Here is a 25,638-nt window from a genome sequence, read left to right as displayed (position 1 = left end):
GGGCGCGGGAGTATAAAGCCCCCACGCCCCTTTTTACAGGATCAGCGGACCTTTCCGTCGGCCAGCGCGAGTTCGTCTTTGTCGAAATCATCGACATCAATCACCTTGCGCCGCGCTGTTTCGGCTTCACGCAGGGTCTGCGCTTCCACTGCTTGCAACACGCCGGCCTCCAGCGCCGCATCGATGACGTGTTCGCCGGCCGTCGGTTTGACCTGACCACTTTTGAGCGCCACGTGCAGTTTTTTCTGCAACGGCTGCGCCGCGCTCAACAGGTTGCAGGCATGTTGCAGGGCACCGACCGCGTCGTCCGCCGATTGCGGACGGTAGCAACCGCCGAGCAGCTCTTCGAGGGTTGGATCGCCCTTGGCGCGGCCAATCACGGCGGCGACTTCGGCGCCAAGTTTGTCCGATGGCCCTTTGTGACGACGGCCGAACGGGAACACGATCACCCGCAGCAGGCAACCCAGCACCTTGTTCGGGAAGTTGCTCAGCAACTCATCCAGCGCACGTTCCGACTGGCCAAGGCTTTCTTCCATGGCCCAGGTAAACAGCGGCGCCATGTGTTCCGGCGAATCGAGGTCGTGGTAACGCTTGAGCGCAGCGGAGGCGAGGTACATGTTGCTGAGTACATCCCCAAGACGCGCCGACAGGCGTTCGCGACGTTTCAGTTCACCGCCCAGCAGCATCATGCTGAGGTCGGCGAGCATGGCGAACGCGGCGGCCTGACGATTGAGTGCGCGGAAATAACCCTGACTGAGCTTGTTCCCGGGTGCGTGTTCGAAGTGCCCGAAGCCGAGGTTCAGCACCAGCGTGCTGGCGGCATTGCTCACGGCGAAACCGACGTGCTTGAGCAGCAGGCCATCGAACTCGGTGAGTGCCTGATCCTTGTCCTCACGACTGGCGAGGGCCATTTCTTTCAGCACGAACGGATGGCAGCGAATGGCGCCCTGACCGAAGATCATCAGGTTGCGCGAGAGAATGTTCGCGCCTTCCACGGTGATGAAGATGGGGGCGCCATTCCAGCTGCGACCGAGGTAGTTGTTCGGCCCCATGATGATCGCCTTGCCGCCATGAACATCCATGGCGTGGCTGATGCACTCGCGACCGCGTTCGGTGAGGTGATACTTGAGAATCGCCGACAGCACCGACGGTTTTTCGCCAAGGTCCACTGCGTTGGCGGTGAGCATTCGGGCGGCGTCCATCATCCAGGCGTTGCCGCCGATGCGCGCCATGGCTTCCTGGATACCTTCGAAGGCCGACAGTGGAACGTTGAACTGCTCGCGAACCTGCGCGTACTGACCTGTCACCAGGCTGGTGAACTTGGCTGCGCCGGTGCCGACCGCGGGCAGGGAAATCGAACGCCCGACCGACAGGCAGTTCATCAGCATCATCCAGCCCTTGCCGAGCATTTCCTGACCGCCGATGAGGAAGTCTAGCGGCACGAAGACGTCCTTGCCTGAGTTCGGGCCATTCATGAAGGCAGCACCCAGCGGCAGGTGACGACGGCCGATTTCAACACCGGCGGTGTCGGTCGGGATCAGCGCCAGGCTGATGCCCAGGTCTTCCTTGTCGCCCAGCAAATGGTCCGGGTCATAGGCCTTGAAGGCCAGGCCGAGGAGGGTGGCTACCGGGCCCAGCGTGATGTAGCGCTTTTCCCAGTTCAGGCGCAGGCCAAGGGTTTCCTTGCCTTCCCATTCACCTTTGCAGATGACTCCGGTGTCGGGCATCGCGCCGGCATCGGAGCCCGCCAGCGGACCGGTCAGGGCGAAACACGGGATATCGTCACCGCGGGCCAGTCGTGGCAGGTAATGGTTACGTTGTTCGTCGGTACCGTAATGCAGGAGCAGTTCAGCGGGGCCAAGCGAGTTGGGGACCATCACGGTGGACGCGAGGTCGCCACTGCGGGTCGCCAGTTTCATCGCTACCTGAGAGTGGGCATAGGCCGAGAAGCCCTTGCCGCCAAATTCCTTGGGAATGATCAGCGCAAAGAAGCCGTTTTCCTTGATGTGAGTCCAGGCTTCAGGCGGCAGGTCCATGTCTTGCCCGATCTGCCAGTCGGTGACCATGGCACAGAGTTCTTCGGTCGGACCGTCGATAAAGGCCTGTTCTTCTTCACTCAGTTGCGCTTTTGGATAGGACAGCAGCTTGTTCCAGTCCGGGCGACCGCTGAACAGTTCGCCGTCCCACCACACCGTGCCGGCGTCGATTGCATCGCGTTCGGTTTGAGACATCGGCGGCAGGGTTTTCTGGAACCAGCTGAACAGCGGCGCGCTGAAGAATTTGCGGCGCAGGTCGGGCAGCAACAACGGCGCCGCGACGGCTGCGATCAACACCCAGAAAACCAGCAGCAGCCAGCCTGGCGCACGGCTGAAGGCACCCATCGCGACAATATAGACAGCGACGATGCACAGGGCGGGCAGGGGGGCGATGCGACGGTGGGCTAAATAAGCTATCCCGACAACTAGAACCAGTATCCACAACAGCAGCATATTTAATCCTCCGTGAACCAGGGCAAAACCAACCTTCAGAGCTTAGACGGCATCCGCAAAACAGGGTGGTCGGAGCGAGGTGATTGAATTCGTGGGAAACCACCGATGAGTTTTGTAGGTTGGGTTGGCAACACGCCCGGGAAATCGTTCGTTTCCTACGCGGCTATACGCCCATGTTTGGCCGAAACGTCGTTATCTCTGTGCTGAGGGTGTCGCTAGACTCGTGGCTTCCCCAGGAGATTGTTCTCATGCACGAGTATCTGAATCCCGGCCGCTTCATCGATAGTGACCACCCCTCGGTGGTGGAGTTCGCCGAAAAACATCGGGGCGCCAGTCGCAATCCGCTTGAGCAGGCGATCAACCTCTATTACGCGGTGCGCGAAGCCGTGCGCTATAACCCCTACACCTTCAGTCGCGACCCGGATACGTTGCGCGGCAGTTATGCATTGGCGGCCGGCGAGAGCTATTGCGTGCCCAAGGCCACGCTGCTGGCCGGTGCCGCACGCCATTGCGGGATCCCTGCTCGGATCGGTCTGGCAGACGTACGCAATCACCTGTCGACCCCGCGTTTGCTTGAGTTGCTCAAGAGCGACGTGTTTGCCATGCACGGCTATACGGAGCTGTTTCTAAACGGTCGCTGGGTCAAGGCGACGCCGGCCTTCAACCAGCAACTGTGCGAACTGTTCAATGTCGCGCCGCTGGAATTCGACGGGATCAACGACAGCGTTTTCCATCCCTTCAACCGCGACGGCGAGCAGTTGATGGAGTACCTGGTCGACCACGGCCAGTTCACCGACGTGCCTGAAACGTTCTTTTTCGAGCACCTGGAAAAGTGCTACCCGCATCTGTTCAGCGACACATTGCCGGCGTTGCTGGGTGACATGCAGAGTGATTTGAGCCGCGCCTGATCCAGCGTATGCTGCCTGCGCATTCATCCATAAAGAGGCGGTCATGCTGAAAATCTGGGGTCGGAAAAATTCGTCGAATGTCAGAAAGCCATTGTGGGCCGCCGAGGAGTTGGGTCTGGCCTATGAAGCCATCGATGCGGGCGGGGCCTTTGGTGTAGTCGATACGCCGCAGTATCGTGCGATGAATCCCAATGGCCGGGTGCCGGTGATTGAAGACGACGGCTTCGTGCTCTGGGAATCGAACGCCATCGTGCGTTACTTGATGGCCAGCCACGCCGACGGCACTGCCTGGTATCCGGCGGATTTGAAGGCGCGTGCCGCCGCTGACAAGTGGATGGATTGGGCCACCTCAAGTTTTTCCGGTCCGTTCCGCACCGTGTTCTGGGGCGTGTTGCGCACGCCCAAGGACAAGCAGGACTGGCCCGCCATCAACGCAGCGATCAAGGAATGCAATGAGCTGCTAGCGACGGCCGACCAGGCGTTGGCGGCCAAACCCTACCTGTCCGGCGACGAAATCGGCATGGGCGACATCCCCCTAGGCAGTTTCATTTATGCCTGGTTCGAGATGCCGATCGAGCGCGCGCCGCAGCCCCATCTTGAAGCCTGGTACGCACGACTCAAACAGCGTCCGGCGTATAAAAAAGCCGTTATGACCGCGTTGACTTAATACTCACTATCGACACACTTGACTGTACTTGTGTGGCGGCGACAAGCACCATTGCGCTCACGCGCCGCGGTTGTATTGGTCGCCGCCCGCCCATAGTTATCCCTTTCTTCCCTTCTTGGTGCGTAAATCCGATATGAGTTCCGCTCTGTCCATCCGGCAGCTAACCAAAACCTACGGCAACGGTTTCCAGGCCCTGAGTGGTATCGATCTGGACGTCGCCGAAGGTGACTTTTTCGCCTTGCTCGGCCCTAATGGTGCCGGCAAATCCACGACCATCGGCATTCTCTCGACCCTGGTGAACAAGACCAGCGGCACCGTGAATATCTTCGGTCACGACCTGGACAAGAATCCTGCGCAGCTCAAGCGCTCCATCGGCGTGGTGCCCCAGGAATTCAACTTCAACCAGTTCGAAAAAACCTTCGACATCGTCGTGACCCAGGCCGGTTACTACGGCATTCCGCCGAAGATCGCCAAGGAACGCGCCGAACAGTATCTGACCCAGCTCGGGCTGTGGGACAAGCGCGATGTGCCGTCGCGTTCGCTCTCCGGCGGCATGAAGCGTCGACTGATGATCGCCCGCGCACTGGTTCACGAACCGCGCCTGCTGATCCTCGACGAACCGACCGCGGGTGTGGACATCGAATTGCGTCGCTCGATGTGGACCTTTCTCACCGAGCTGAACCAGAAAGGCATCACCATCATCCTTACCACCCATTACCTGGAAGAGGCTGAGCAGTTGTGCCGCAACATCGGCATCATCGACCACGGCACCATTGTCGAGAACACCAGCATGAAACAGCTGCTCGGCCAGCTGCATGTGGAAACCTTCCTGCTCGACCTCAAGAACACGCTGAACGTCGCGCCACAGTTGCTCGGTTACCCGACCAAGCTGCTCGACAGTCACACCCTTGAAGTCCAGGTCGATAAGGCCATGGGCATCACCGCGTTGTTCACCCAGTTGGCGCAGCAGAACATCGAAGTGCTGAGCCTGCGTAACAAAACCAATCGCCTCGAGGAGTTGTTCGTGTCCCTGGTGGAGAAAAATCTGTCGAAGGTGGCGGTATGAGTTCCGAGCTGCAACCCAACCTGGTAGCCCTCAACACCATCGTTTACCGCGAGGTGAAGCGCTTTACCCGGATCTGGCCGCAGACCCTGCTGCCGCCGGCCATCACCATGGTCCTGTACTTCGTGATCTTCGGTAACCTGATCGGCAGGCAGATCGGTGATATGGGTGGTTTCACCTATATGGAATACATCGTGCCGGGCCTGATCATGATGTCGGTGATCACCAACTCCTATGGCAACGTGGTGTCGAGTTTCTTCGGCAGCAAGTTCCAGCGCTCCATCGAGGAATTGATGGTCTCGCCGGTTTCACCCCATACGATTCTGATCGGCTACACCTTGGGCGGCGTGCTGCGCGGGTTGATGGTCGGGCTCATCGTGACCCTGCTGTCGCTTTTCTTCACCCAGTTGCAGGTACATCACCTGGGCGTGACCATTCTGGTGGTGGTGCTGACGGCGACGATCTTCTCGTTGCTGGGCTTCATCAACGCGGTGTTTGCGCGCAACTTCGATGACATCTCGATCATCCCGACCTTCGTGCTGACACCGCTGACGTACCTGGGCGGGGTGTTCTACTCGATCTCCTTGCTGCCACCGTTCTGGCAGACCGTGTCCCTGGCGAACCCGGTGCTGCACATGGTCAACGCCTTCCGTTACGGCATTCTTGGTGTTTCGGACATCAAGATCAGCGTGGCGATTACCTTCATGCTGGTGGCGACGGTTGTGTTGTACATCGGTTGTGCGCGGCTGCTGGTGAGTGGGCGCGGGATGCGTACCTAAAGTAAGACCGCGTCGCCTTCAATCGCGGGCAAGCCTCGCTCCTACAGGGCACTATCAGACCTGTAGGAGCGAGGCTTGCCCGCGAAGGCGTCAGCTCAGACACCACAAAAACAAACGGCCTCCAATTGGAGGCCGTTTTTGCATCTACTGCATCCGGTTTTTCTTGCGCCGCTTCCACTGCCGGCTCACCCACCAGCGCCAATACATCATCACCAGGCAATAGGCGAGGGCGCCCAGCACCAGCCCCGTCACCACCGACCCCAGCAAAAACGGCTGCCACAAAGTGGACAGCTCGCCGCTGATCCACTCCCAGGTCAGCTCGTCCGGCAAATGCCTGGCCGGCACATCCATCAACCATGCCCCCGTCTGATAAGTGCAGAAGAACACCGCAGGCATGGTGATCGGGTTGGTCAGCCAGACCAGGCTGACCGCAATAGGCATGTTGCCCCGCACCACGATCGCAAGGATGGCCGCGACCAGCATCTGCAACGGAATGGGCAGGAATGCAGCGAACAACCCCACCGCCATGGCCCGTGCGACGGAATGACGGTTGAGGTGCCAGAGGTTCGGGTCATGCAGCAGGGTGCCGAGAAAGCGTAAGGATTTGTGTTCCCTGATGCTGGTCGGGTCTGGCATGTAACGTTTGAATAAGCGCCGGGGCATAAGGCTTCTCGGTCGGTTAAGGCGGCAAGTATGTCTGGATTCTATGAACCGCCCATTCAGACTTTGTGACAATTAATAACCGTGCGCGTGCGATCGGCCAGCTATGCCTAGGGTGGGACTCTCAAGGACGGGCGTATGCGCACAGGGATGATGGCGCTGGCGTTGGGTCTGCTGGCCCTGCGTTTTTTACCGGTTTTACCGCCGGTCTGGTTATGGATGTTGCTGCCGGTTGTGGGTTTGATGCTGTTGCCGTTTCGGACTTACCCGTTGGCGTTTTTCCTGTTCGGCTTCAGTTGGGCATGCGCGAGTGCGCAATGGGCGCTGGATGATCGCCTGCCGCTGAAGCTCGATGGCGAGACTCGCTGGGTCGAAGGTCGGGTAACGGGCTTGCCGCAGAATACCGAAGGTGTGGTGCGCTTCGAGCTGACTGACAGTCAGTCCCGAAGCACCCGGCTGCCCCGGCATCTGCGTCTCGCCTGGTATGACGGGCCGCCCGTCAACAGCGGCGAACGCTGGAGACTGGCAGTCAAATTGAAGCGACCGGCCGGGCTGCTCAACCCGCATGCCTTCGACTATGACGCCTGGCTGCTGGCCCAACGCATCGGCGCTACCGGGACGGTCAAGGATGGCCTGCGGCTGGCCGCCGCCCAATGGGCCTGGCGTGACAGCATTCGCCAGCGGTTGCAGGCGGTAGATGCCCAAGGCCGGACGGGGGCGCTGACGGCGTTGGTGCTTGGCGACGGTGGCGGGTTGAGTCGTGAGGATTGGCAGGTGCTGCAAGCCACCGGCACCGTGCATCTGTTGGTGATTTCCGGGCAGCACATCGGGCTGCTGGCGGGGCTGGTGTATCTGCTGATCGCAGGGTTGGCGCGCTATGGTCTGTGGCCAAGCCGTTTACCCTGGCTGCCATGGGCCTGCGGGCTGGCGTTTGCTGCTGCGCTGGGTTACGGGTTGCTGGCCGGTTTCGAGGTGCCGGTACGCCGGGCCTGCGTGATGATCGGACTGGTGCTGTTGTGGCGGCTGCGGTTTCGTCATCTCGGTGCCTGGTGGCCGCTGTTGCTGGCGCTCAACGGCGTTTTATTGCTCGACCCGCTGGCAAGCCTACAACCGGGGTTCTGGTTGTCGTTTGCGGCGGTGGCGGTGTTGATCTTCACCTTCGGTGGACGGCTGGGCCCTTGGCGCTGGTGGCAAACCTGGACCCGTGCGCAATGGCTGATTGCGATCGGACTGTGCCCGTTGCTGTTGATCCTCGGGTTGCCGATCAGCGTCAGCGGGCCGGTGGCCAATTTGCTGGCGGTGCCCTGGGTCAGTCTGGTGGTATTGCCGCCAGCCTTGCTCGGGACGTTGTTATTGCCCATCCCCTATGTGGGCGAGGGATTGCTGTGGTTGGCGGGCGGTCTGATCGACCTGTTGTTCAAGGGGCTGGCATTGATGGCCGGGCGATTGCCCGTCTGGGTGCCGGTCGCGGTACCAGTGTGGATTTGGGCGCTCGGCATGCTGGGGACCTTTCTTCTATTACTGCCTGCAGGTGTGCCGTTGCGCCCGTTGGGTTGGCCGTTGCTGCTGTTGCTGGTTTTTCCACCTCGCCCGATGCTTCCGGAAGGCGTCGCCGAAGTCTGGCAACTGGACGTCGGCCAAGGCCTGGCCATCCTCGTGCGCACCCGTCATCACACGGTGTTGTATGACACCGGGCCACGTTTCGGAGATTTCGACCTCGGTGAGCGGGTGGTCCTGCCGACATTGCGCAAACTGGGCGTGACCGGGATCGACCTGATGCTCATCAGCCACGCTGACGCCGATCATGCCGGCGGCGCCCGCGCGGTTGCCAACGGATTGCCGGTGGCGCAGGTCTTGAGCGGCGATCCCAAGGCACTGCCAGCCGAATTGCGCGCCGAGGGCTGTGAAAGCGGCCGGCAATGGAACTGGGACGGTGTGAACTTTCAGCTCTGGCAATGGACGTCGGCCCACGACAGCAATCAAAAATCCTGTGTCTTGCAGGTCGAAGCCAATGGCGAGCGATTGCTGTTGACCGGTGACATCGACACCGCTGCCGAACGGGCATTGCTCGACAGCCCGCTGGCCGCGCCGACCGATTGGCTGCAATCGCCGCACCACGGCAGCCGCAGTTCTTCCTCGATGGCACTGCTCACGGCGTTGCAACCCAGGGCTGTGCTGATTTCCCGTGGCCAGGGCAATTCCTTTGGTCACCCGCACCCCACGGTCATGGCGCGCTATCAAAAACGCGGGATGGCGATCTACGACAGTGCCGCCCACGGCGCCATTCGTCTGCAACTGGGACGCTTCAAGCCGCCATGGACGATGCGTCTGGAACGGCGTTTCTGGCGCGATCCGCCACCGTCCGATCCATAACCGCAAGTTATGAAAGCCCGACCGGATGCGACATCACGGTCTTCGGTGCATCCGGCCCCTATGTTAGAGTGGCGCACTTTTTCGAGGGGACTGTCACTGTGTGGGAATTGGTCAAATCCGGCGGCTGGATGATGCTGCCGATCATTTTGAGTTCCATCGCGGCCATGGCGATCGTCGCCGAGCGTCTCTGGACCCTGCGAGCCAGCCGTGTGACCCCGGAGCATCTGCTCGGGCAGGTCTGGGTGTGGATCAAGGACAAGCAGCTCAATAAGGAAAAACTCAAGGAACTGCGCGCCAACTCACCGTTGGGCGAAATCCTCGCGGCGGGCCTTGCCAACTCCAAACATGGTCGCGAGATCATGAAAGAGTGCATTGAAGAAGCCGCCGCGCGGGTGATTCATGAACTCGAGCGCTACATCAATGCGTTGGGCACCATCGCCGCGATGGCCCCGTTGTTGGGCTTGCTGGGTACGGTGCTGGGCATGATCGATATTTTCAGTGCGTTCATGGGCACGGGCATGGGCACCAATGCCGCGGTGCTGGCGGGCGGTATTTCCAAGGCGCTGATCACCACGGCCGCCGGCCTGATGGTTGGTATTCCGGCAGTGTTCTTTCACCGATTCCTGCAACGCCGGATCGATGAGCTGGTGGTGGGCATGGAGCAGGAAGCGATCAAACTGGTCGAAGTGGTGCAGGGCGACCGTGATGTGGACCTGGCCGAGGGCAAAGCGTGAAATTCCGCCGCAAACCGCGGGAAACGGTAGACATCAACCTCGCGTCGCTGATCGACGTAGTGTTTATCCTGCTGCTGTTTTTCGTGGTCACCACTACGTTTACCCGTGAAACCCAGTTGCGCGTCGATCTGCCGGAAGCGGTCAGCGGCTCGCCTGCCGAAGACCAGCAGGTCAAACACCTGGACGTGGCCATCAGTGCCGAAGGCGCGTTCTCGGTGAACAATCAGGTATTGCCGAAGAACGACCTGGCCACGTTGATGGACGCGTTGCAGAAAGAATCCAATGGCGACACCAACCTGCCGCTGTCGATCAGCGCTGATGGCAAGACTCAGCATCAGTCGGTCATCACCGCCATGGACGCCGCCGGCAAGCTGGGTTTCAGCCACTTGCGCATGACCACGGTCGAAGCGGCACCGCCCGCGCCCTGATGGCCATGTCCGATCGCTTGCTCGCCGCGTGGTACCAAGGTCATCCGGCCCTGAAGCTGTTACAGCCGCTGGAGTGGCTGTATCGGCGCGTGGTCATGAACAAGCGCAAGCGCTTTCTGGCGGGCGAGGGCGAGATCTATCAGCCGCCCGTGCCGCTGATTGTGGTCGGCAACATCACCGTCGGCGGCACCGGCAAGACACCGCTGATTCTGTGGATGATCCAGCACTGCCAGCGCAGCGGTTTGCGGGTCGGCGTGGTCAGCCGGGGTTACGGCGCCAAACCGCCGCAATTGCCGTGGCGCGTCGAAGCGGATCAGAGCGCGGACATTGCCGGCGATGAACCGCTGTTGATCGTCCAGCGCACCGGCGTGCCGTTGATGATTGACCCTGATCGCAGCAGCGCCGTCAAAGCGCTGCTGGCGAGCGAGCCGCTGGACCTGATCCTTTCCGATGACGGCATGCAGCATTACCGCCTGGCCCGAGACCTGGAACTGGTGTTGATCGACGCCGCCCGAGGCCTGGGTAATAAACGCTGCCTGCCGGCCGGCCCCTTGCGTGAACCAATTGAACGCCTGCAAAGCGTCGATGCGGTGCTGTACAACGGCGCCGTCGATGATCGCGAAGACGGTTTTGCCTTCCAGTTACAACCCACCGAACTCATCAACCTGCAAAGCGATGAACGTCGTCCCCTCGACCACTTCCCCGCAGGTCAGGCGTTGCACGCCGTGGCCGGGATCGGCAATCCGCAGCGTTTCTTCACGACCCTCGAAACGCTACACTGGCAGCCAGTGCCGCATGCGTTTGCCGACCACGCCGAATACAGCGTGCAGGCCTTGAATTTCACACCGTCATTGCCGTTGGTTATGACCGAAAAGGACGCGGTGAAGTGCCGTGCCTTCGCCGCCGCCGATTGGTGGTACCTGGCGGTCGATGCTGCGCCATCGCCGGCCTTTGTGGCCTGGTTCGATACGCAGCTGATGCGCCTGTTGCCGGCTCGTCTTTTGCCTTAACTCCGTTCTAATCCAGGGAATGCTCATGGACACCAAATTGCTCGACATCCTCGCTTGCCCGGTCACCAAAGGCCCGCTCAAGCTCAGCGCCGACAAGACCGAGCTGATCAGCAAGGGCGCCGGCCTGGCTTACCCGATTCGCGACGGCATCCCGGTGATGCTCGAAACCGAAGCCCGCACCCTGACCACCGACGAGCGTCTGGATAAATGACCACAGCCTTTACCGTTGTCATTCCATCGCGTTATGCCTCCACCCGTCTGCCGGGCAAACCGCTGCTGCTGATCGCCGGCAAGCCGATGATCCAGCACGTCTGGGAACAGGCGAGCAAAAGCAGTGCCGAACGGGTGGTGGTCGCCACTGACGACGCTCGCATCGTTGAGGCTTGCAAAGGTTTCGGCGCCGAAGTGGTGCTGACCCGCGAAGATCACAACTCAGGCACTGATCGCCTGGCGGAAGTCGCGGCGAAACTGGGTCTGGCCGCCGATGCCATCGTGGTCAACGTCCAGGGCGATGAACCGCTGATTCCCCCGAGCGTGATCGATCAGGTCGCGGCCAATCTGGCGGCGCACACCGAAGCGCGCATGGCCACTTTGGCCGAGCCGATCGAAGACGTCGAAACCCTGTTCAACCCCAACGTGGTCAAGGTCGTCAGCGACCTCAATGGCCTGGCGCTGACCTTCAGTCGCGCCACCTTGCCATGGGCCCGGGATGCGTTCGCCAAAAGCCGCGAGCAATTGCCGGAAGGCGTGCCGTACCGCCGCCACATCGGCATTTATGCCTACCGCGCCGGTTTCCTGCATGACTTCGTCAGCTGGGGGCCGTGCTGGCTGGAAAACACCGAATCCCTCGAACAGCTGCGAGCCCTGTGGCACGGCGTGCGGATTCACGTCGCCGACGCGCTGATCGCACCGCCTACTGGCGTCGATACCGTCGAAGACCTCGAGCGCGTTCGTCGCCTGCTGGAGGCCTGATGCGCGTTTTGTTCGTGTGCCTGGGCAACATCTGTCGTTCTCCGACGGCCGAAGGTGTACTGCGGCATAAATTGCGCGAAGCGGGGCTGGCTGATCAGATCGAAGTCGCCTCCGCCGGCACTGGTGACTGGCATGTTGGCAAGGCGCCGGACAAACGCAGCCAGGCCGCCGCCAAATTGCGCGGTTACGACCTGTCCGCCCAGCGCGCCCAGCAAGTGTCCCGCGCCGATTTCGCCACCTACGACCTGATTCTGGCGATGGACAACAGCAACCTGCGTAACCTCAAGGCCCTGCAACCGGCCAAGGGCAAGGCTGAGCTGGACCTGTTCCTGCGTCGCTACGAGTCGGAACTCGATGAAGTGCCGGACCCGTACTACGACGGCGACCAAGGTTTCGAGCAGGTGCTAGACCTGATCGAGCGCGCTAGCGAACTACTGGTGATCGAATTGAAGGGACGGTTATGAGTTTGCAGGTTCAAACCCGGGTTTCGCTCAAGCCGTTCAATAGCTTTGGTGTCGACGTTCAGGCCCGATTGTTTGCCGAGGCCGACAGCGACGCCGATGTGCGTGAAGCCCTGGCGTATGCGTCGGCCCATGACGTGCCGTTGCTGGTGATCGGTGGCGGCAGCAACTTGCTGCTGACGGCTGATATCCAGGCGCTGGTGCTGCGCATGGCCACCCGCGGGATTCGGATCCTGAGCGATGACGGCAGCAAGGTCGTGATCGAAGCCGAAGCCGGCGAACCTTGGCACCCGTTCGTGCAGCACACCCTGGCGCAGGGGTTGTCGGGGCTGGAAAACCTCAGCCTGATTCCCGGCACCGTGGGCGCTGCGCCGATGCAGAACATCGGCGCCTATGGCGTCGAGATCAAGGACGTGTTCGCCGGCCTGACCGCGCTGGACCGCCAGACCGGCGAGCTGCGGGATTTCACTCTGGAAGAATGCAACTTCGCCTATCGCGACAGCCTGTTCAAACAGGAACCAGGGCGCTGGTTGATCCTGCGCGTGCGTTTCACCCTGGCCCGCGCCGCACACCTGCATCTTGAATACGGCCCGGTTCGCCAGCGCCTGACCGAGCAAGGCATCGATCACCCGACCGCCACCGATGTCAGCCAGGCGATTTGCAGTATTCGCAACGAAAAGCTCCCAGACCCGGCCGTCCTCGGCAATGCCGGCAGCTTCTTCAAGAACCCTCTGGTGCCGGCCGCGCTGGTTGCACAGCTGAAAACCGAATACCCGGACCTGGTGGCCTACGCGCAACCCGATGGGCAGATGAAACTGGCGGCCGGCTGGTTGATCGAGCGGGCGGGCTGGAAAGGCTTTCGCGACGGCGATGCCGGCGTGCATAAGTTGCAGGCGCTGGTGCTGGTCAACTACGGCACAGCCACCGGCCTGCAATTGCTGAACCTGGCGCAGCACATTCAGAAAGACATTTCGGAACGTTTCAAAGTCGACCTGGAAATGGAGCCAAATCAGTATTGAAGCTACGCTTTAATGACTGATCTCAAAGCCCTGCACACCTTCAACTGTGCAGGGCTTTTTTGTTAATGCTGGGTTAACTTAGCCCCCTAACGATGCAAGCATTTGCTCCACCAAAGGCCCGATGCAGACGTTTCCGTCCGCGTAAGAGAGCCTCATTAGCCTGAGCCGATCTGCGTGAAGCTAACCGCGAACCCCACGCGGCAGATTGCTCGACCCCATAACCTCCAGAAATATGCGGGCGTGCCCATGATTACCCTGAAGCTCAATGGTCAAGACCATCAACTCGACGTCACCGAGGATATGCCGCTGCTCTGGGCAATTCGCGACGTGGCTGGTTACAACGGCACCAAATTCGGCTGTGGCATGGGCCTGTGTGGTGCCTGCACCATTCATATCGAAGGCGCTCCGGCGCGCAGTTGCATCACGCCGATCGGCGCGGTGGTCGGCCAGAACGTCACCACCATCGATAACCTGCACGCCGACCCGGTCGGGCAAGTCGTGCAGCAAGCCTGGCTGGACACCGCCGTGGCCCAATGCGGTTTCTGCCAGGGCGGGCAGATCATGTCGGCGACTGCGCTGCTCAAGACCAATCCGAACCCTAGCGACGCACAGATAGAAGAGGCGATGGTCGGCAATATTTGCCGGTGCGGCACCTACAACCGCATCAAGACCGCCATCCGCCAGGCATCCACTCACTTGAAGGAGGCCAAGGCATGAGCCAGTTACCGAATGATTTTGCGTTGAGCAACCTCAGCCGCCGCGGCTTCCTTAAAGGTGTCGGCGCCACCAGTGCGCTGGTGCTGGTGGCGAGCTGGGGCTGGCAAGATGCTTTCGCCGAAGAAAAAGAGAAAAAGTTCGGCGCCGACGGCATGCCCAATGGCTGGATCGATGATCCCAAGGTTTACATCAGCATCGCCGCAGACGGCATGGTGACCGTGGTCTGCAACCGTTCGGAAATGGGCCAGGGTGTACGCACCAGCTTGACCATGGTGGTGGCCGATGAGCTGGACGCCGACTGGGCGATGATGAAAGTGCAGCAGGCGCCGGGCGACGAAATTCGCTTCGGCAACCAGGACACCGACGGTTCGCGCAGCATGCGTCACTGGTACGAGCCGATGCGTCGCTGCGGCGCGGCCGCGCGGACCATGCTTGAACAAGCAGCGGCCGAACAGTGGAAAGTGCCGGTCAGCGAATGCCATGCGCAACTGCATAAAGTGGTGCACAAGCCGACCGGTCGCGAACTGGGCTATGGCGCCCTGGCCGCCGCTGCGGGTGCGCTGGCAGTGCCGGCCCGTGACAGCCTGCGGCTCAAGCAGCCGTCGGAATTCCGCTACATCGGCAAGGAAGGGACCAAGGCGATCGACGGTGCCGACATCGTCAATGGCCGCGCCATTTACGGTGCCGACGTGCATTTCGACGGCATGCTCTACGCCGTGATTGCGCGTCCGGCGGTCTATGGCGGTACGGTCAAATCCGTCGATTCCAGCGCTGCGCTGAAAGTCCCGGGCGTGATCAAAGTGATCCAGATCGAAGGCCGTCCGCTGCCGTCCGAGTTCCAGCCATTAGGTGGCGTGGCCGTGGTGGCCAGCAACACCTGGGCCGCAATCAAGGGCCGCGAAGCGTTGAAAATCGAGTGGGATGACGGCCCCAATGCCAGCTATGACTCGATCGCTTATCGCAAAGAGCTGGAGGCCGCGTCCCTCAAACCCGGCAAAGTGGTGCGCAATACCGGCAATATCGACGACGCCATGAAAGGCGCCAACAGCACCCTCGAAGCCTCGTATTACCTGCCGCACCTGGCGCAGGCGCCCATGGAACCGATGGTCGCCATCGCCCGCTTCAAGGACGGTGTGTGCGAAGCCTGGGCCCCGAGCCAGGCACCGCAGGTCACCCGCGAACGGATTGGCGAGCGTCTCGGCATTCCGTTCGATAACGTCACCTTCAATGTCACCTTGCTGGGCGGCGGTTTCGGTCGCAAGTCCAAGCCGGACTTCATCATCGAAGCGGCGATCCTCGCCAAGGAATTCCCTGGCAAGGCTGTACGGGTGCAATGGACCCGTGAAGACGACATCCACTGTTCCTACTTCCACACCGTATCGGCCGAATACCTGAAGGCCAGCCTGGACAAGGATGGCCTGCCCTCCGGCTGGTTGCACCGCACCGTGGCCCCGAGCATCACCGCGCTGTTCGCCCCGGGCATGAACCACGAGGCGGCGTTCGAGTTGGGCATGGGTTTCACCAACATGGCGTACGCCATCCCCAACGTCCGCCTGGAAAACCCGGAAGCGGCAATCCATACCCGGGTCGGCTGGTATCGCTCGGTGTCGAACATTCCCCACGGCTTTGCGATCCAGAGCTTTGTCGATGAGCTGGCGCATAAGGCCAAACAAGATCCACTCAAGTACCAGATCAAATTGCTCGGCCCGGACCGTCAGATCGATCCGCGCACCTTGAGTGAAGAGTGGAACTACGGCGAATCCCCCGAGCGTTATCCAATCGACACCGGGCGCATGCGCACCGTGCTGGAAACTGCCGCCAAGGCCGCCGGTTGGGGGCGCGAGTTGCCCAAGGGCCGAGGCCTGGGCCTGGCGGTGCATTACAGCTTCGTCACCTACGTGGCGGCGGTGATCGAAGTCGAAGTCAAAGACGACGGCACGCTGATCGTGCACAAGGCCGACATCGCCGTGGATTGTGGCCCGCAGATCAACCCCGAGCGGATTCGCGCTCAGTTCGAAGGCGCCTGCGTCATGGGCCTTGGCAATGCGGTGGTCGGGGAAATCAGCTTCAAGGACGGCAAGGTGCAGCAGGACAACTTCCACATGTACGAAGTGGCGCGCATGTCGCTGGCGCCGAAGGAAGTGGCCGTGCATCTGGTCACGCCACCGGGCGTTGTGCCGTTGGGCGGTGTCGGCGAGCCCGGCGTACCGCCGATTGCACCCGCGCTGTGCAACGCCATTTTCGCCGCCACCGGCCAGCGTATTCGTAGTTTGCCGGTCCGCTTTCAGCTGCAGGGTTGGCAGAAGGCGCAGGCCTGATGGACAGCGCAGATCTGAACGTCCTGCGCAGCGTGCTGGAATGGCGCCGCGCCGGTCAGCGGGTGGTGTTGTACAGCGTGGTCCAGACCTGGGGCACTGCGCCCCGGGCGCCTGGCGCGATGCTGGCGTTGCGAGAAGATGGCGTGGTGATCGGCTCGGTGTCCGGCGGGTGTGTCGAGGATGATTTGATCGCCCGGTTGCACGATGGGCGGATTCCGCCTGACGGGCCGCCCGTGCAATTGATCACCTACGGCGTCACCCGCGAGGAGGCCGCACGGTTTGGTTTGCCGTGCGGCGGCACATTGCGCCTGACCGAGGAACGGGTCGGCGATCCAGGTTGGGTCGCCGAGTTGCTGGCACGCTGCGAGGCCCATGAAATCGTCGCTCGCTCGCTGGATATCGCGACCGGTGAAGTGGTTTTGCAGGCCGCGAACAAAAGCGATGTATTGAGCTTTGACGGCAATACGCTGCGTGCCATCTACGGTCCGCGTTGGCGGCTATTGCTGATCGGTGCGGGGCAGTTGTCCCGGTATGTCGCCGAGATGGCACGGCTGTTGGATTTCGAAGTGCTGATCTGCGATCCGCGCAGCGAGTTTGTCTACGGTTGGGAAGAACAACACGGGCGTTTCGTCTCGGGCATGCCAGATGAGGCAGTGTTGAACATCCAGACCGACGAACGCACAGCGATTGTCGCCTTGACCCACGATCCGCGGCTGGATGATATGGCGTTGCTGACGGCCCTCGATTCCAAGGCGTTTTATGTCGGTGCCTTGGGCTCGCGGGTCAACAGCCTTAAGCGTCGGGAAAACCTGGCTCAGCTAGGCTTGTCACCACAAGCCATCGCGCGGCTGCACGGCCCGATCGGTTTGCACATCGGCAGCCACAGCCCGGCGGAAATCGCCTTGTCGCTGCTGGCCGAAATTGTGGCGATCAAGAACGGCGTCGAACTCAAGCAGAAGAAGCCGTTGCAGGAGGTGGTATGAGCGAGTCCATCGGCGTCATCGTGCTGGCGGCGGGGCAGGGCAGTCGTTTCAGGCAGGTGGCGGGGAACGACAAGGACAAATTGCTGGCGGACTGTACCGGTCGCGACGGCGCTGTTCGTTCGGTGATCGAACAGGTGCTGGTAAATGTGCCGGCCAGCCTTGGGAAACGCGTGCTGGTGACCACCGAAGATCGCCCGCAAGTGATTCGCATGGCGCAGGCGTATGGCTTCGAGATTGTGCTGATCGAGTCGACCGGGATGGGCGACAGCATCGCGGCTGGCGTCGCGGCGTGTCCGCAGCTCAGTGGCTGGTTGATTGTGCTGGGGGATATGCCATTTATCTTGCCGTCGAGTGTCGAGCGGGTGGTGGCGGGGATTGCTGAGGATTGCGTCAGCGTGCCGGTGCATGCGGGCGAGTACGGGCATCCGGTAGGATTCGGTCGCAGTTTTGGCCCGGGGTTGATGGCGTTATCGGGGGATCATGGCGCGAAGCCGTTGTTTGCGCAGGGCCGGGTGGTTGAAGTGGCGGTGGATGATGCCGGGGTGTTGTGGGATGTGGATGTGCCAGAGAAATTGGTCTTCCAGTAGCCTCGACACAAATCCCCTGTGGGAGCGGGCTTGCTCGCGAAAGCGGAGTGTCAGTCGACATTAATGTTGAGCGTGACGGCCTCTTCGCGAGCAAGCCCGCTCCCACATTGGATCGCGGTGATGTTCGAGACAACGAACATTAAAAAGCCCCGCCTGGATCACCAGGCGGGGCTTTTTAATGGCCGATGGAATCAGACGAGGGGTTTAGGCTCGTGTTCTTTTTCCAGGGCTTGTTCGTGTTGCTCTACCGCTTCCTGTACGGAGCGTGGTGCTTCTTCGATGACCGATTCGGCAACAGGTGCCGCTTCGACCACTTCAGCCACAACCGGTGCAGGCTCGGCAGCGACAGGCGCTTCAACCGGAGCAGCAGCGGCAGCCAGTTCGGCTTCCTTCTGCAGACGCTCGGCTTCACGCTTGCGACGACGCACTTCACGCGGGTCGTTCGGCGCACGGCCATTTTCGGTCAGGGCGCTGACAGGCGCCGCTTCAACGACCGGTGCAGGCACTTCGGCAACAACCGGAGCCGGCGCTTCAACAACTGGAGCAGGCTCGGCAGCCACAACCACTGGCTCGGAGACCACGGCTTCAGCCACCTGGACTTCAGCAACCGGTGCAGGTGCTTCAACAGCCACCGGCTCGGCCACCCAGTTGAACGCGGTTTGTTCTTCACGAACTTCGCGGACAGCTTCGGTCACGGTTTCGCTGGACGTTTCGACCGCTGGCTCGGCAGCAAACACTGGCTCGGCCACTGGAGCGGTTTCAACAACCGGCTCAGCTTCACGAACCGGTGCCACTTCGATTTCCGGAGCAGCAGTGGCTTCGACCGGAGTTGTTGCTTCTACCACTGGCGCTTCAACCGGAGCTGATTCCAGGGTGGCGGCTGTTGCGCGTTCGGCTTGCTCGTTGGCTTGTGCTTCAGCAGGGGCGCTGATCACGGTGCTGGCAACGGCTGCGGTAACAGCCAGGCCGGCGGCCAGATCAGAGGTGCTTGGCGCTTCGTTGCTGTCGCCCGCTTCGCTGCCTTCGGCTGATTCGGAATCTTCCGAACCTTCGATCACGTTGCCGTTGGCATCGCGTTGACGCTCGCGACGGTTGCTGCGACGACGCTGACCACGGGAGCGGCGGCGTGGACGATCGCCTTCGGCGCCTTCCTGACCGTCTTCCTGCAGTTGCTCTTCGTTGGTTACCAGTTCTTCTTCGGCAACGGCAACAGCGGCTTGCTCGGTACGTGGCTGACGTTCTTCACGCGGTGGACGCGGAGCACGTTCTTCACGTGGCTGGCGAGCCGGACGCTCTTCAGCGGTCGCAGCAACGGCCGGAGCAGCGGCGTCCAAAGGTTCGCGCAGTTCACGCACGCGTTCTTCACGCTCGCCACGTGGCTTGCGATCTTCACGAGGTGCGCGCGGTGCACGTTCTTCGCGAGGGGCGCGTGGTGCGCGCTCTTCACGTGGCGCACGTTCTTCGCGGGCTACTGCTGGCGTTTCTTCGCGGGCTTCGCGTGGTTGACGCTCTTCGCGTAGCTCACGTGGTGCGCGCTCTTCACGCGGTGCACGTTCCTCACGAGGCTTGCGCTCTTCATCGCGGCGACCGTTACGGTTGCGGCTCTGCTGACGACCGTTGCGACGCTCTTCGTTGCGGGCCGGGCGCTCGGTGGTCGCTGGTTTTTCAACCACAACCGGAGCAGCAGGCTCTTCTTTTGTAGCGAACAGGCTGACCAGCGATTTCACCAGGCCTTTGAACAGGCTTGGCTCAGGCGCGACGGCTGGCGCGGCCACCGGAGCGGCGACGACTTCGGTCGGAACCGGAGCGTTGGCGCGGGCCGGAGCAGTCTTGACCGCGGCTTCCTGGCGAACCAGGGTGCGGGTCGCAGCGGCTGGCTGGACTTCTTCGACTTCGGCAGCGGCAGCAGCGATTTCGTAGCTGGACTGGCCGACCGCAGCTTCCGGGCTGTCATCGCGCAGACGCTGAACTTCGAAGTGCGGCGTTTCGAGGTGATCGTTCGGCAGAATGACGATGCGGGCACGGGTGCGCAGTTCGATCTTGGTGATCGAGTTGCGTTTTTCGTTGAGCAGGAAGGCGGCGACCGGAATAGGCACTTGTGCACGAACTTCGGCGGTGCGGTCTTTCAGGGCTTCTTCTTCGATCAGGCGCAGGATCGCCAGGGACAGCGATTCAACGTCACGGATGATGCCGGTGCCGTTGCAACGCGGGCAAACGATGCCGCTGCTTTCGCCCAGCGATGGACGCAGGCGCTGACGGGACATTTCCAGCAGGCCGAAGCGCGAGATGCGACCGACTTGCACGCGAGCGCGGTCGGCTTCCAGGCATTCGCGGACTTTCTCTTCCACGGCGCGCTGGTTCTTGGCAGGGGTCATGTCGATGAAGTCGATGACGATCAGGCCGCCGATGTCGCGCAAGCGCAACTGACGGGCGATTTCTTCGGCGGCTTCAAGGTTGGTCTGCAGGGCGGTTTCTTCGATGTCGCTGCCTTTGGTGGCGCGCGCCGAGTTGATGTCGATGGACACCAGGGCTTCGGTCGGATCGATAACGATGGAACCGCCGGAAGGCAGCTCGACGACGCGCTGGAAGGCGGTCTCGATCTGGCTTTCGATCTGGAAACGGTTGAACAGCGGAACGCTGTCTTCGTACAGCTTGATCTTGCTGGCGTACTGCGGCATCACCTGGCGGATGAAGGTCAGGGCTTCGTCCTGGGCTTCAACGCTGTCGATCAGCACTTCGCCGATGTCCTGGCGCAGGTAATCGCGGATGGCGCGGATGATCACGTTGCTTTCCTGGTAGATCAGGAATGGCGCGGAGCGATCCAGCGAGGCTTCTTTGATGGCGGTCCAGAGTTGCAGCAGGTAATCGAGGTCCCACTGCATTTCTTCGCTGCTGCGGCCCAGGCCGGCAGTGCGCACGATCAGACCCATGTCAGCCGGGGCAACCAGGCCGTTCAGGGCTTCACGCAGTTCGTTGCGCTCTTCACCTTCGATGCGACGGGAGATACCGCCGGCACGCGGGTTGTTCGGCATCAGCACCAGGTAACGACCGGCCAGGCTGATGAAGGTGGTCAGGGCTGCGCCCTTGTTGCCACGTTCTTCTTTTTCGACCTGAACGATGACTTCCTGGCCTTCGCTCAGGACGTCCTTGATGTTGACGCGGCCTTCAGGGGCTTTCTTGAAGTATTCGCGGGAGATTTCTTTGAGGGGCAGGAAGCCGTGGCGCTCAGAGCCGAAATCGACAAAGGCAGCCTCAAGGCTTGGTTCGATGCGAGTAATCCGGCCTTTATAGATGTTGGCCTTCTTCTGCTCGCGTGCACCGGATTCGATGTCCAGGTCGTAGAGGCGTTGGCCATCTACCAGTGCAACACGCAACTCTTCGGGTTGAGTTGCGTTAATCAGCATTCTTTTCATGTAGTACCGTCGGTTTCCGGGCTGCCGGAAACGGCGTTCGGCACACACGACTTCTCACGGTCGGTGTCAGGTGCGTCGGGAGTGGTTGGCCATTCCCGTGTCCAGCGATGTCCGGCCAATTGGGCCGTTATCGCGACGTACGCGTCCTGCTTGCTGTGGCTACTTAAGCACTCAGTCAGGAGGAGGAATCAACCAGCGGCTGTGGACGAGATGAAGCGTCTTGATAAAGCCTAGTGCTACACAGTCCAGCGGTTGTGCATCTCCACCCTACACGTATCCCTGATAATTCGGGTGCTGCCGCGCGCAGAATCCGCAGCGGGTTGGCATTTACCGTGAGCTCCGAAGGGGGAGGTCACGCATCATGGCTAATTTAGGCGTTGTTTCCGAAGCGTTCGCTCGGGGTCGTCCGTAGCTGACTGCACTTTGTGAACTGGCCGTGAATATTGGCTCGCAAGGCGAGTGAAAACTCTGCTTTGCGGCTTGATTCAGGCCTCATGTCACCTGCGCTCGTTACAGCTGCAAACTCCACCGTTACGTAGCGAAAGCCCCGTAGGACGGCCTCGCGTCCTGGTGAATTGCGTTGGTCAGGGCCGGTTTTTGACCGTTAGTCCGCTGTCCAGGCCGCTTTTGGCGGCGTTCGCGACTATAGCAGCAATGATTAAGTGCTTCAATTCCATAAAAAATTGTTATCATCCGCGGCATGACGACTACTGCCCCTTCGACCCCAGCCGTACAACTGCTGGAGGTCTCGCCGGAATATGCCGGCCAACGTATTGATAACTTCCTTCTCGCTCGGCTCAAAGGCGTGCCCAAGACCTTGATTTACCGCATTTTGCGCAAGGGCGAAGTGCGGGTGAACAAAGGTCGGATCAAGCCCGAATACAAGCTGCAGGCGGGCGATATCGTGCGCGTGCCGCCCGTTCGCGTGCCTGAGCGCGACGAACCTGTGCCGCTGGCCCAAGGCCTGCTGCAACGCCTCGAAGCCTCGATTGTGTTCGAAGACAAGGCGCTGATCGTGATCAACAAGCCTTGCGGCATCGCGGTTCACGGTGGCAGCGGCCTGACTTACGGGGTGATCGAGGCTTTCCGTCAGTTGCGTCCCGATTGCAAGGAGCTCGAACTGGTTCACCGTCTCGACCGTGACACCTCCGGCCTGCTGATGATCGCCAAGAAGCGCAGCATGCTGCGTCACTTGCACACGGCATTGCGCGGCGATGGCGTCGACAAGCGCTACATGGCGCTGGTTCGCGGCAACTGGGCGGCCTCGATCAAGCAGGTTCGTGCATCGCTCGGCAAGAGCAATCTGCGTTCCGGCGAGCGCATGGTCGAGGTCGACGAGGAGGAGGGCAAGGAGTCTGTGACCGTGTTCAAGGTCCTGCGCCGTTTTGGTGACTTTGCCACGATGGTCGAAGCCAGGCCGATCACCGGCCGCACTCACCAGATTCGGGTTCACACCTTGCACGCCGGACACTGCATCGCTGGCGACACCAAGTATGGCGATGAGGGTTTCAGCAAGGAAATTCGTGATCTGGGCGGCAAGCGCCTGTTCCTGCACGCCTACATGCTGACGGTGCCGTTGCCCGATGGTGGTGAGTTGAAGCTGCAGGCGCCAGTGGACGAGATGTGGGCCAAGACCGTGGAGCGCCTGAGTGCACCCCTCTGATTACAAACTGCTGATTTTCGATTGGGACGGCACGCTCGCTGATTCCATTGGTCGGATTGTCGAGGCGATGCATGTCGCGTCCGAACGGTCCGGGTTTCAGTTGCGTGACGATTTTGCGGTCAAAGGCATTATCGGTCTGGGTTTGCCTGAGGCCATCCGCACGTTGTACCCGGACATTGGCGATGCGCAGTTGGTGGCGTTTCGTGAGCATTACGCGGATCACTACATCGCCGCCGAAGCCGTGCCTTCGCCGCTGTTCGAAGGCGTCGTCGAGTCGATGGAGGCGTTTCGCGCCGAGGGTTATCATCTGGCTGTGGCCACGGGCAAGGCTCGTCGCGGGCTGGATCGGGTGCTGAAGGCTCACGGCTGGGAAGATTATTTCGATATCACCCGTGCCGCCGATGAAACCGCCAGCAAGCCCCATCCGCTGATGCTTGAGCAGATTCTCGCCCATTGCGAGGTTCGTCCGGAGCAGGCGCTGATGGTCGGCGATTCATCCTTCGATCTGCTGATGGCGCGTAACGCCGGCATGGATTCGGTGGCGGTCAGTTATGGCGCGCAATCGATCGATGCGCTGAAGCTGTTCGAGCCGCGACTGTCCATTGATCGTTTTTCAGAATTGCATGCCTGGCTGGGTCAGCGGGCTTAACAGTTTTTTGCTGGGGTAGATGTCATGACCGACGAATGGAAAGCGCCCGCCAAGTCGAGCGCAGAGAGCGGTGACGAAAAAAGCTGGAAGCTGCTGGAAAAGACCCTGCTGGCCAGTGTCCAGGAGCAACGCCGGTCTCGTCGCTGGGGAATTTTCTTCAAGCTGCTGACCTTTGTGTACCTGTTCGGCGCGCTGGTGCTGTTTACGCCGCTGATGGACATGGAAAAAAGCGCAACCCGCGGTTCCCACTACACGGCGTTGATCGACGTGACCGGCATGATCGCCGACAAGGAGCCGGCCAGCGCTGACAACATCGTCGGCAGCCTGCGTGCGGCCTTCGAGGACGAGAAGGTCAAGGGCGTGATCCTGCGCATCAATAGCCCGGGCGGCAGTCCGGTGCAGTCGGGTTATGTGTATGACGAGATCGTGCGTCTGCGCGGCTTGCACCCGGATACCAAGGTGTACGCGGTGATCTCCGACCTGGGGGCTTCCGGTGCTTACTACATCGCCAGCGCGGCGGATCAGATCTACGCCGACAAGGCGAGTCTGGTCGGCTCCATTGGTGTGACGGCGGCCGGTTATGGCTTTGTCGGCACCATGGAGAAGCTCGGCGTCGAGCGTCGCACCTACACGTCGGGCGAGCACAAATCGTTCCTCGATCCGTTCCAGCCGCAAAAACCTGAGGAAACTCAGTTCTGGCAGGGCGTTCTGGATACCACGCACCAGCAGTTCATCAATAGCGTGAAGAAGGGTCGTGGTGACCGTCTCAAGGACAAGGAGCATCCGGAGCTGTTCTCTGGATTGGTCTGGAACGGCGAGCAGGCGTTGCCTCTGGGGCTGATCGATGGCCTGGGGAATGCCAGTTCGGTGGCGCGTGATGTAATTGGCGAGAAAGAGCTGGTGGACTTCACCGTTCAGGAATCGCCGTTCGATCGCTTCTCGAAAAAGCTCGGTGCCAGCGTGGCTGAGCAGTTGGCGATGTGGATGGGCTTTCACGGTCCGTCGTTGCGCTGATTCTCCGGTTTTTTTCAAGTCAAAAGATCGCAGCCTCGTTGCACTCGACAGCTCCTGCATTGGAACGCGTATTCCTGTAGGAGCTGTCGAGTGCAACGAGGCTGCGATCTTTTGATCTTTATGGGATTTGCACCCCCTCGACCAGCAGCATGTCAATCAGGCGAATCAGCGGCAGGCCGATCAGGCTGGTGGCGTCAGGGCCTTCGGTGCTCTGAAACAGGCTCACCCCCAAACCTTCAGCCTTGAAGCTGCCAGCGCAGTCGTACGGCGTTTCGGCGCGCAGGTAGCGTTCGATGCGTGCCGGGTCGAGGGTGCGCATGTGTACGGTGAAGGGCACGCAGTCGACTTGGCAGTCGCCGGTCTGGCTGTTGAGCAGCGCCAGGCCTGTCAGGAAGGTCACGCTGGCACCGCTCGACGCCAGCAGTTGTTCGCGGGCCTTTTCGAAGGTGTGGGGTTTGCCGATAATCCGCTCACCGAGGACCGCGACCTGATCGGAGCCAATGATCAGATGAGCGGGGTGGGTGCCGGCAAGTGCCCGGGCTTTTTCTGTGGCGAGGCGCTTTACCAGATCAATGGCAGACTCGTCCGGACGATGGCTTTCGTCGATATCCGGCGAGCTGCACGTGAATGGCAGCTGCAAGCGGGCCAGCAATTCCCGGCGATAAACCGAGCTTGAAGCGAGTAATAAAGGCAGCATGCGCATCTCCAGAAGACAGGCGCGAATTCTAGCG

General features: G+C 61.0%; 23 protein-coding genes. 19 read left to right on the top strand and 4 right to left on the bottom strand.

All coding sequences use genetic code 11. The features are described from left to right. Positions 1-41 precede the first annotated feature (41 nt). Positions 42-2,489, bottom strand: a complete 2,448-nt coding sequence (locus tag ACA049_RS22650) for an acyl-CoA dehydrogenase (RefSeq protein ID WP_497329993.1) — start codon at positions 2,487-2,489, stop codon at positions 42-44. Positions 2,490-2,737: 248 nt separating this feature from the next. Here ACA049_RS22650 and ACA049_RS22645 point away from each other — a divergent pair, with 248 nt between their 5' ends. The 4 genes from ACA049_RS22645 (at position 2,738) to ACA049_RS22630 (ending at position 5,906) form a co-directional block, all read left to right on the top strand. Further along, a complete protein-coding gene (locus ACA049_RS22645; RefSeq protein ID WP_497329991.1) occupies positions 2,738-3,397 on the top strand; it encodes a transglutaminase-like domain-containing protein in 660 nt (219 codons plus the stop codon). A gap of 43 nt (positions 3,398-3,440) precedes the next feature. Next, positions 3,441-4,064: a glutathione S-transferase family protein gene (locus ACA049_RS22640; RefSeq protein WP_497329989.1), complete on the top strand. Its 624-nt coding sequence runs from the start codon at positions 3,441-3,443 to the stop codon at positions 4,062-4,064. A 133-nt stretch (positions 4,065-4,197) separates the two neighbouring features. Beyond that, complete coding sequence (locus ACA049_RS22635) at positions 4,198-5,130, top strand: ABC transporter ATP-binding protein (protein WP_162437993.1); 933 nt, start codon at positions 4,198-4,200, stop codon at positions 5,128-5,130. After that, on the top strand, positions 5,127-5,906 hold the full coding sequence (locus ACA049_RS22630) for an ABC transporter permease (protein ID WP_497329987.1): 780 nt from the start codon (positions 5,127-5,129) through the stop codon (positions 5,904-5,906). Before ACA049_RS22635 ends, ACA049_RS22630 begins: the two co-directional genes overlap by 4 nt. 144 nt (positions 5,907-6,050) lie before the next feature. On the opposite strand, the gene ACA049_RS22625 is transcribed toward ACA049_RS22630, so the two are convergent. Next, a complete protein-coding gene (locus tag ACA049_RS22625) occupies positions 6,051-6,569 on the bottom strand; it encodes a DUF2062 domain-containing protein (protein WP_497312986.1) in 519 nt (172 codons plus the stop codon). A 135-nt stretch (positions 6,570-6,704) separates the two neighbouring features. Here ACA049_RS22625 and ACA049_RS22620 point away from each other — a divergent pair, with 135 nt between their 5' ends. The 12 genes from ACA049_RS22620 (at position 6,705) to ACA049_RS22565 (ending at position 18,168) form a co-directional block, all read left to right on the top strand. Then, complete coding sequence (locus ACA049_RS22620; RefSeq protein ID WP_497329985.1) at positions 6,705-8,939, top strand: DNA internalization-related competence protein ComEC/Rec2; 2,235 nt, start codon at positions 6,705-6,707, stop codon at positions 8,937-8,939. A gap of 98 nt (positions 8,940-9,037) precedes the next feature. Further along, the gene (gene pocA / locus ACA049_RS22615) at positions 9,038-9,673 is read left to right on the top strand and encodes a flagellar polar localization protein PocA (protein ID WP_162556235.1); all 636 of its coding nucleotides are present in this window, start codon (positions 9,038-9,040) and stop codon (positions 9,671-9,673) included. After that, positions 9,670-10,101: a flagellar polar localization protein PocB gene (gene pocB, locus ACA049_RS22610; RefSeq protein WP_109633873.1), complete on the top strand. Its 432-nt coding sequence runs from the start codon at positions 9,670-9,672 to the stop codon at positions 10,099-10,101. Before pocA ends, pocB begins: the two co-directional genes overlap by 4 nt. Further along, positions 10,101-11,111, top strand: coding sequence for a tetraacyldisaccharide 4'-kinase (gene lpxK, locus ACA049_RS22605; protein ID WP_497329983.1), 1,011 nt, complete (start codon positions 10,101-10,103; stop codon positions 11,109-11,111). The genes pocB and lpxK overlap by 1 nt, the downstream gene beginning before the upstream one ends. 25 nt (positions 11,112-11,136) lie before the next feature. Further along, positions 11,137-11,322: a Trm112 family protein gene (locus ACA049_RS22600; protein WP_010461887.1), complete on the top strand. Its 186-nt coding sequence runs from the start codon at positions 11,137-11,139 to the stop codon at positions 11,320-11,322. Further along, positions 11,319-12,083, top strand: a complete 765-nt coding sequence (kdsB, locus tag ACA049_RS22595) for a 3-deoxy-manno-octulosonate cytidylyltransferase (RefSeq protein ID WP_497329981.1) — start codon at positions 11,319-11,321, stop codon at positions 12,081-12,083. The genes ACA049_RS22600 and kdsB overlap by 4 nt, the downstream gene beginning before the upstream one ends. Further along, positions 12,083-12,547, top strand: a complete 465-nt coding sequence (locus ACA049_RS22590; RefSeq protein ID WP_497329979.1) for a low molecular weight protein-tyrosine-phosphatase — start codon at positions 12,083-12,085, stop codon at positions 12,545-12,547. The genes kdsB and ACA049_RS22590 overlap by 1 nt, the downstream gene beginning before the upstream one ends. Then, positions 12,544-13,563: a UDP-N-acetylmuramate dehydrogenase gene (murB, locus tag ACA049_RS22585; protein WP_497329977.1), complete on the top strand. Its 1,020-nt coding sequence runs from the start codon at positions 12,544-12,546 to the stop codon at positions 13,561-13,563. Before ACA049_RS22590 ends, murB begins: the two co-directional genes overlap by 4 nt. 246 nt (positions 13,564-13,809) lie before the next feature. Further along, entirely contained in the window at positions 13,810-14,280 is a 471-nt protein-coding gene (locus tag ACA049_RS22580; protein WP_497304565.1) for a (2Fe-2S)-binding protein, read from the top strand. Further along, a complete protein-coding gene (locus ACA049_RS22575; RefSeq protein ID WP_497329975.1) occupies positions 14,277-16,598 on the top strand; it encodes a xanthine dehydrogenase family protein molybdopterin-binding subunit in 2,322 nt (773 codons plus the stop codon). The genes ACA049_RS22580 and ACA049_RS22575 overlap by 4 nt, the downstream gene beginning before the upstream one ends. Then, positions 16,598-17,581, top strand: a complete 984-nt coding sequence (locus tag ACA049_RS22570) for an XdhC family protein (RefSeq protein ID WP_497329973.1) — start codon at positions 16,598-16,600, stop codon at positions 17,579-17,581. The genes ACA049_RS22575 and ACA049_RS22570 overlap by 1 nt, the downstream gene beginning before the upstream one ends. Next, positions 17,578-18,168, top strand: a complete 591-nt coding sequence (locus ACA049_RS22565) for a nucleotidyltransferase family protein (RefSeq protein WP_497329971.1) — start codon at positions 17,578-17,580, stop codon at positions 18,166-18,168. The genes ACA049_RS22570 and ACA049_RS22565 overlap by 4 nt, the downstream gene beginning before the upstream one ends. 191 nt (positions 18,169-18,359) lie before the next feature. On the opposite strand, the gene rne is transcribed toward ACA049_RS22565, so the two are convergent. Then, entirely contained in the window at positions 18,360-21,581 is a 3,222-nt protein-coding gene (rne, locus tag ACA049_RS22560) for a ribonuclease E (protein ID WP_497329969.1), read from the bottom strand. A gap of 700 nt (positions 21,582-22,281) precedes the next feature. Between rne and rluC the strand changes: the two genes are divergently transcribed. The 3 genes from rluC to ACA049_RS22545 are packed head-to-tail and all read left to right on the top strand — an operon-like array spanning position 22,282 to position 24,907. Continuing rightward, positions 22,282-23,244: a 23S rRNA pseudouridine(955/2504/2580) synthase RluC gene (rluC, locus tag ACA049_RS22555; protein ID WP_497329967.1), complete on the top strand. Its 963-nt coding sequence runs from the start codon at positions 22,282-22,284 to the stop codon at positions 23,242-23,244. Continuing rightward, positions 23,231-23,893 (top strand): HAD-IA family hydrolase, encoded by a 663-nt coding sequence (locus tag ACA049_RS22550; protein WP_497329965.1) that lies wholly within the window; start codon positions 23,231-23,233, stop codon positions 23,891-23,893. The genes rluC and ACA049_RS22550 overlap by 14 nt, the downstream gene beginning before the upstream one ends. A gap of 24 nt (positions 23,894-23,917) precedes the next feature. Then, entirely contained in the window at positions 23,918-24,907 is a 990-nt protein-coding gene (locus ACA049_RS22545) for a S49 family peptidase (RefSeq protein ID WP_497329963.1), read from the top strand. A gap of 118 nt (positions 24,908-25,025) precedes the next feature. Here the strand turns inward: ACA049_RS22545 and ACA049_RS22540 are convergent, their stop codons facing one another. Beyond that, on the bottom strand, positions 25,026-25,604 hold the full coding sequence (locus ACA049_RS22540) for a Maf family protein (protein WP_497329961.1): 579 nt from the start codon (positions 25,602-25,604) through the stop codon (positions 25,026-25,028). Positions 25,605-25,638: the final 34 nt, after the last annotated feature.

Source organism: Pseudomonas sp. LBUM1662 (assembly GCF_059695915.1).
This window is presented reverse-complemented; position numbering and strand designations above follow the sequence as displayed.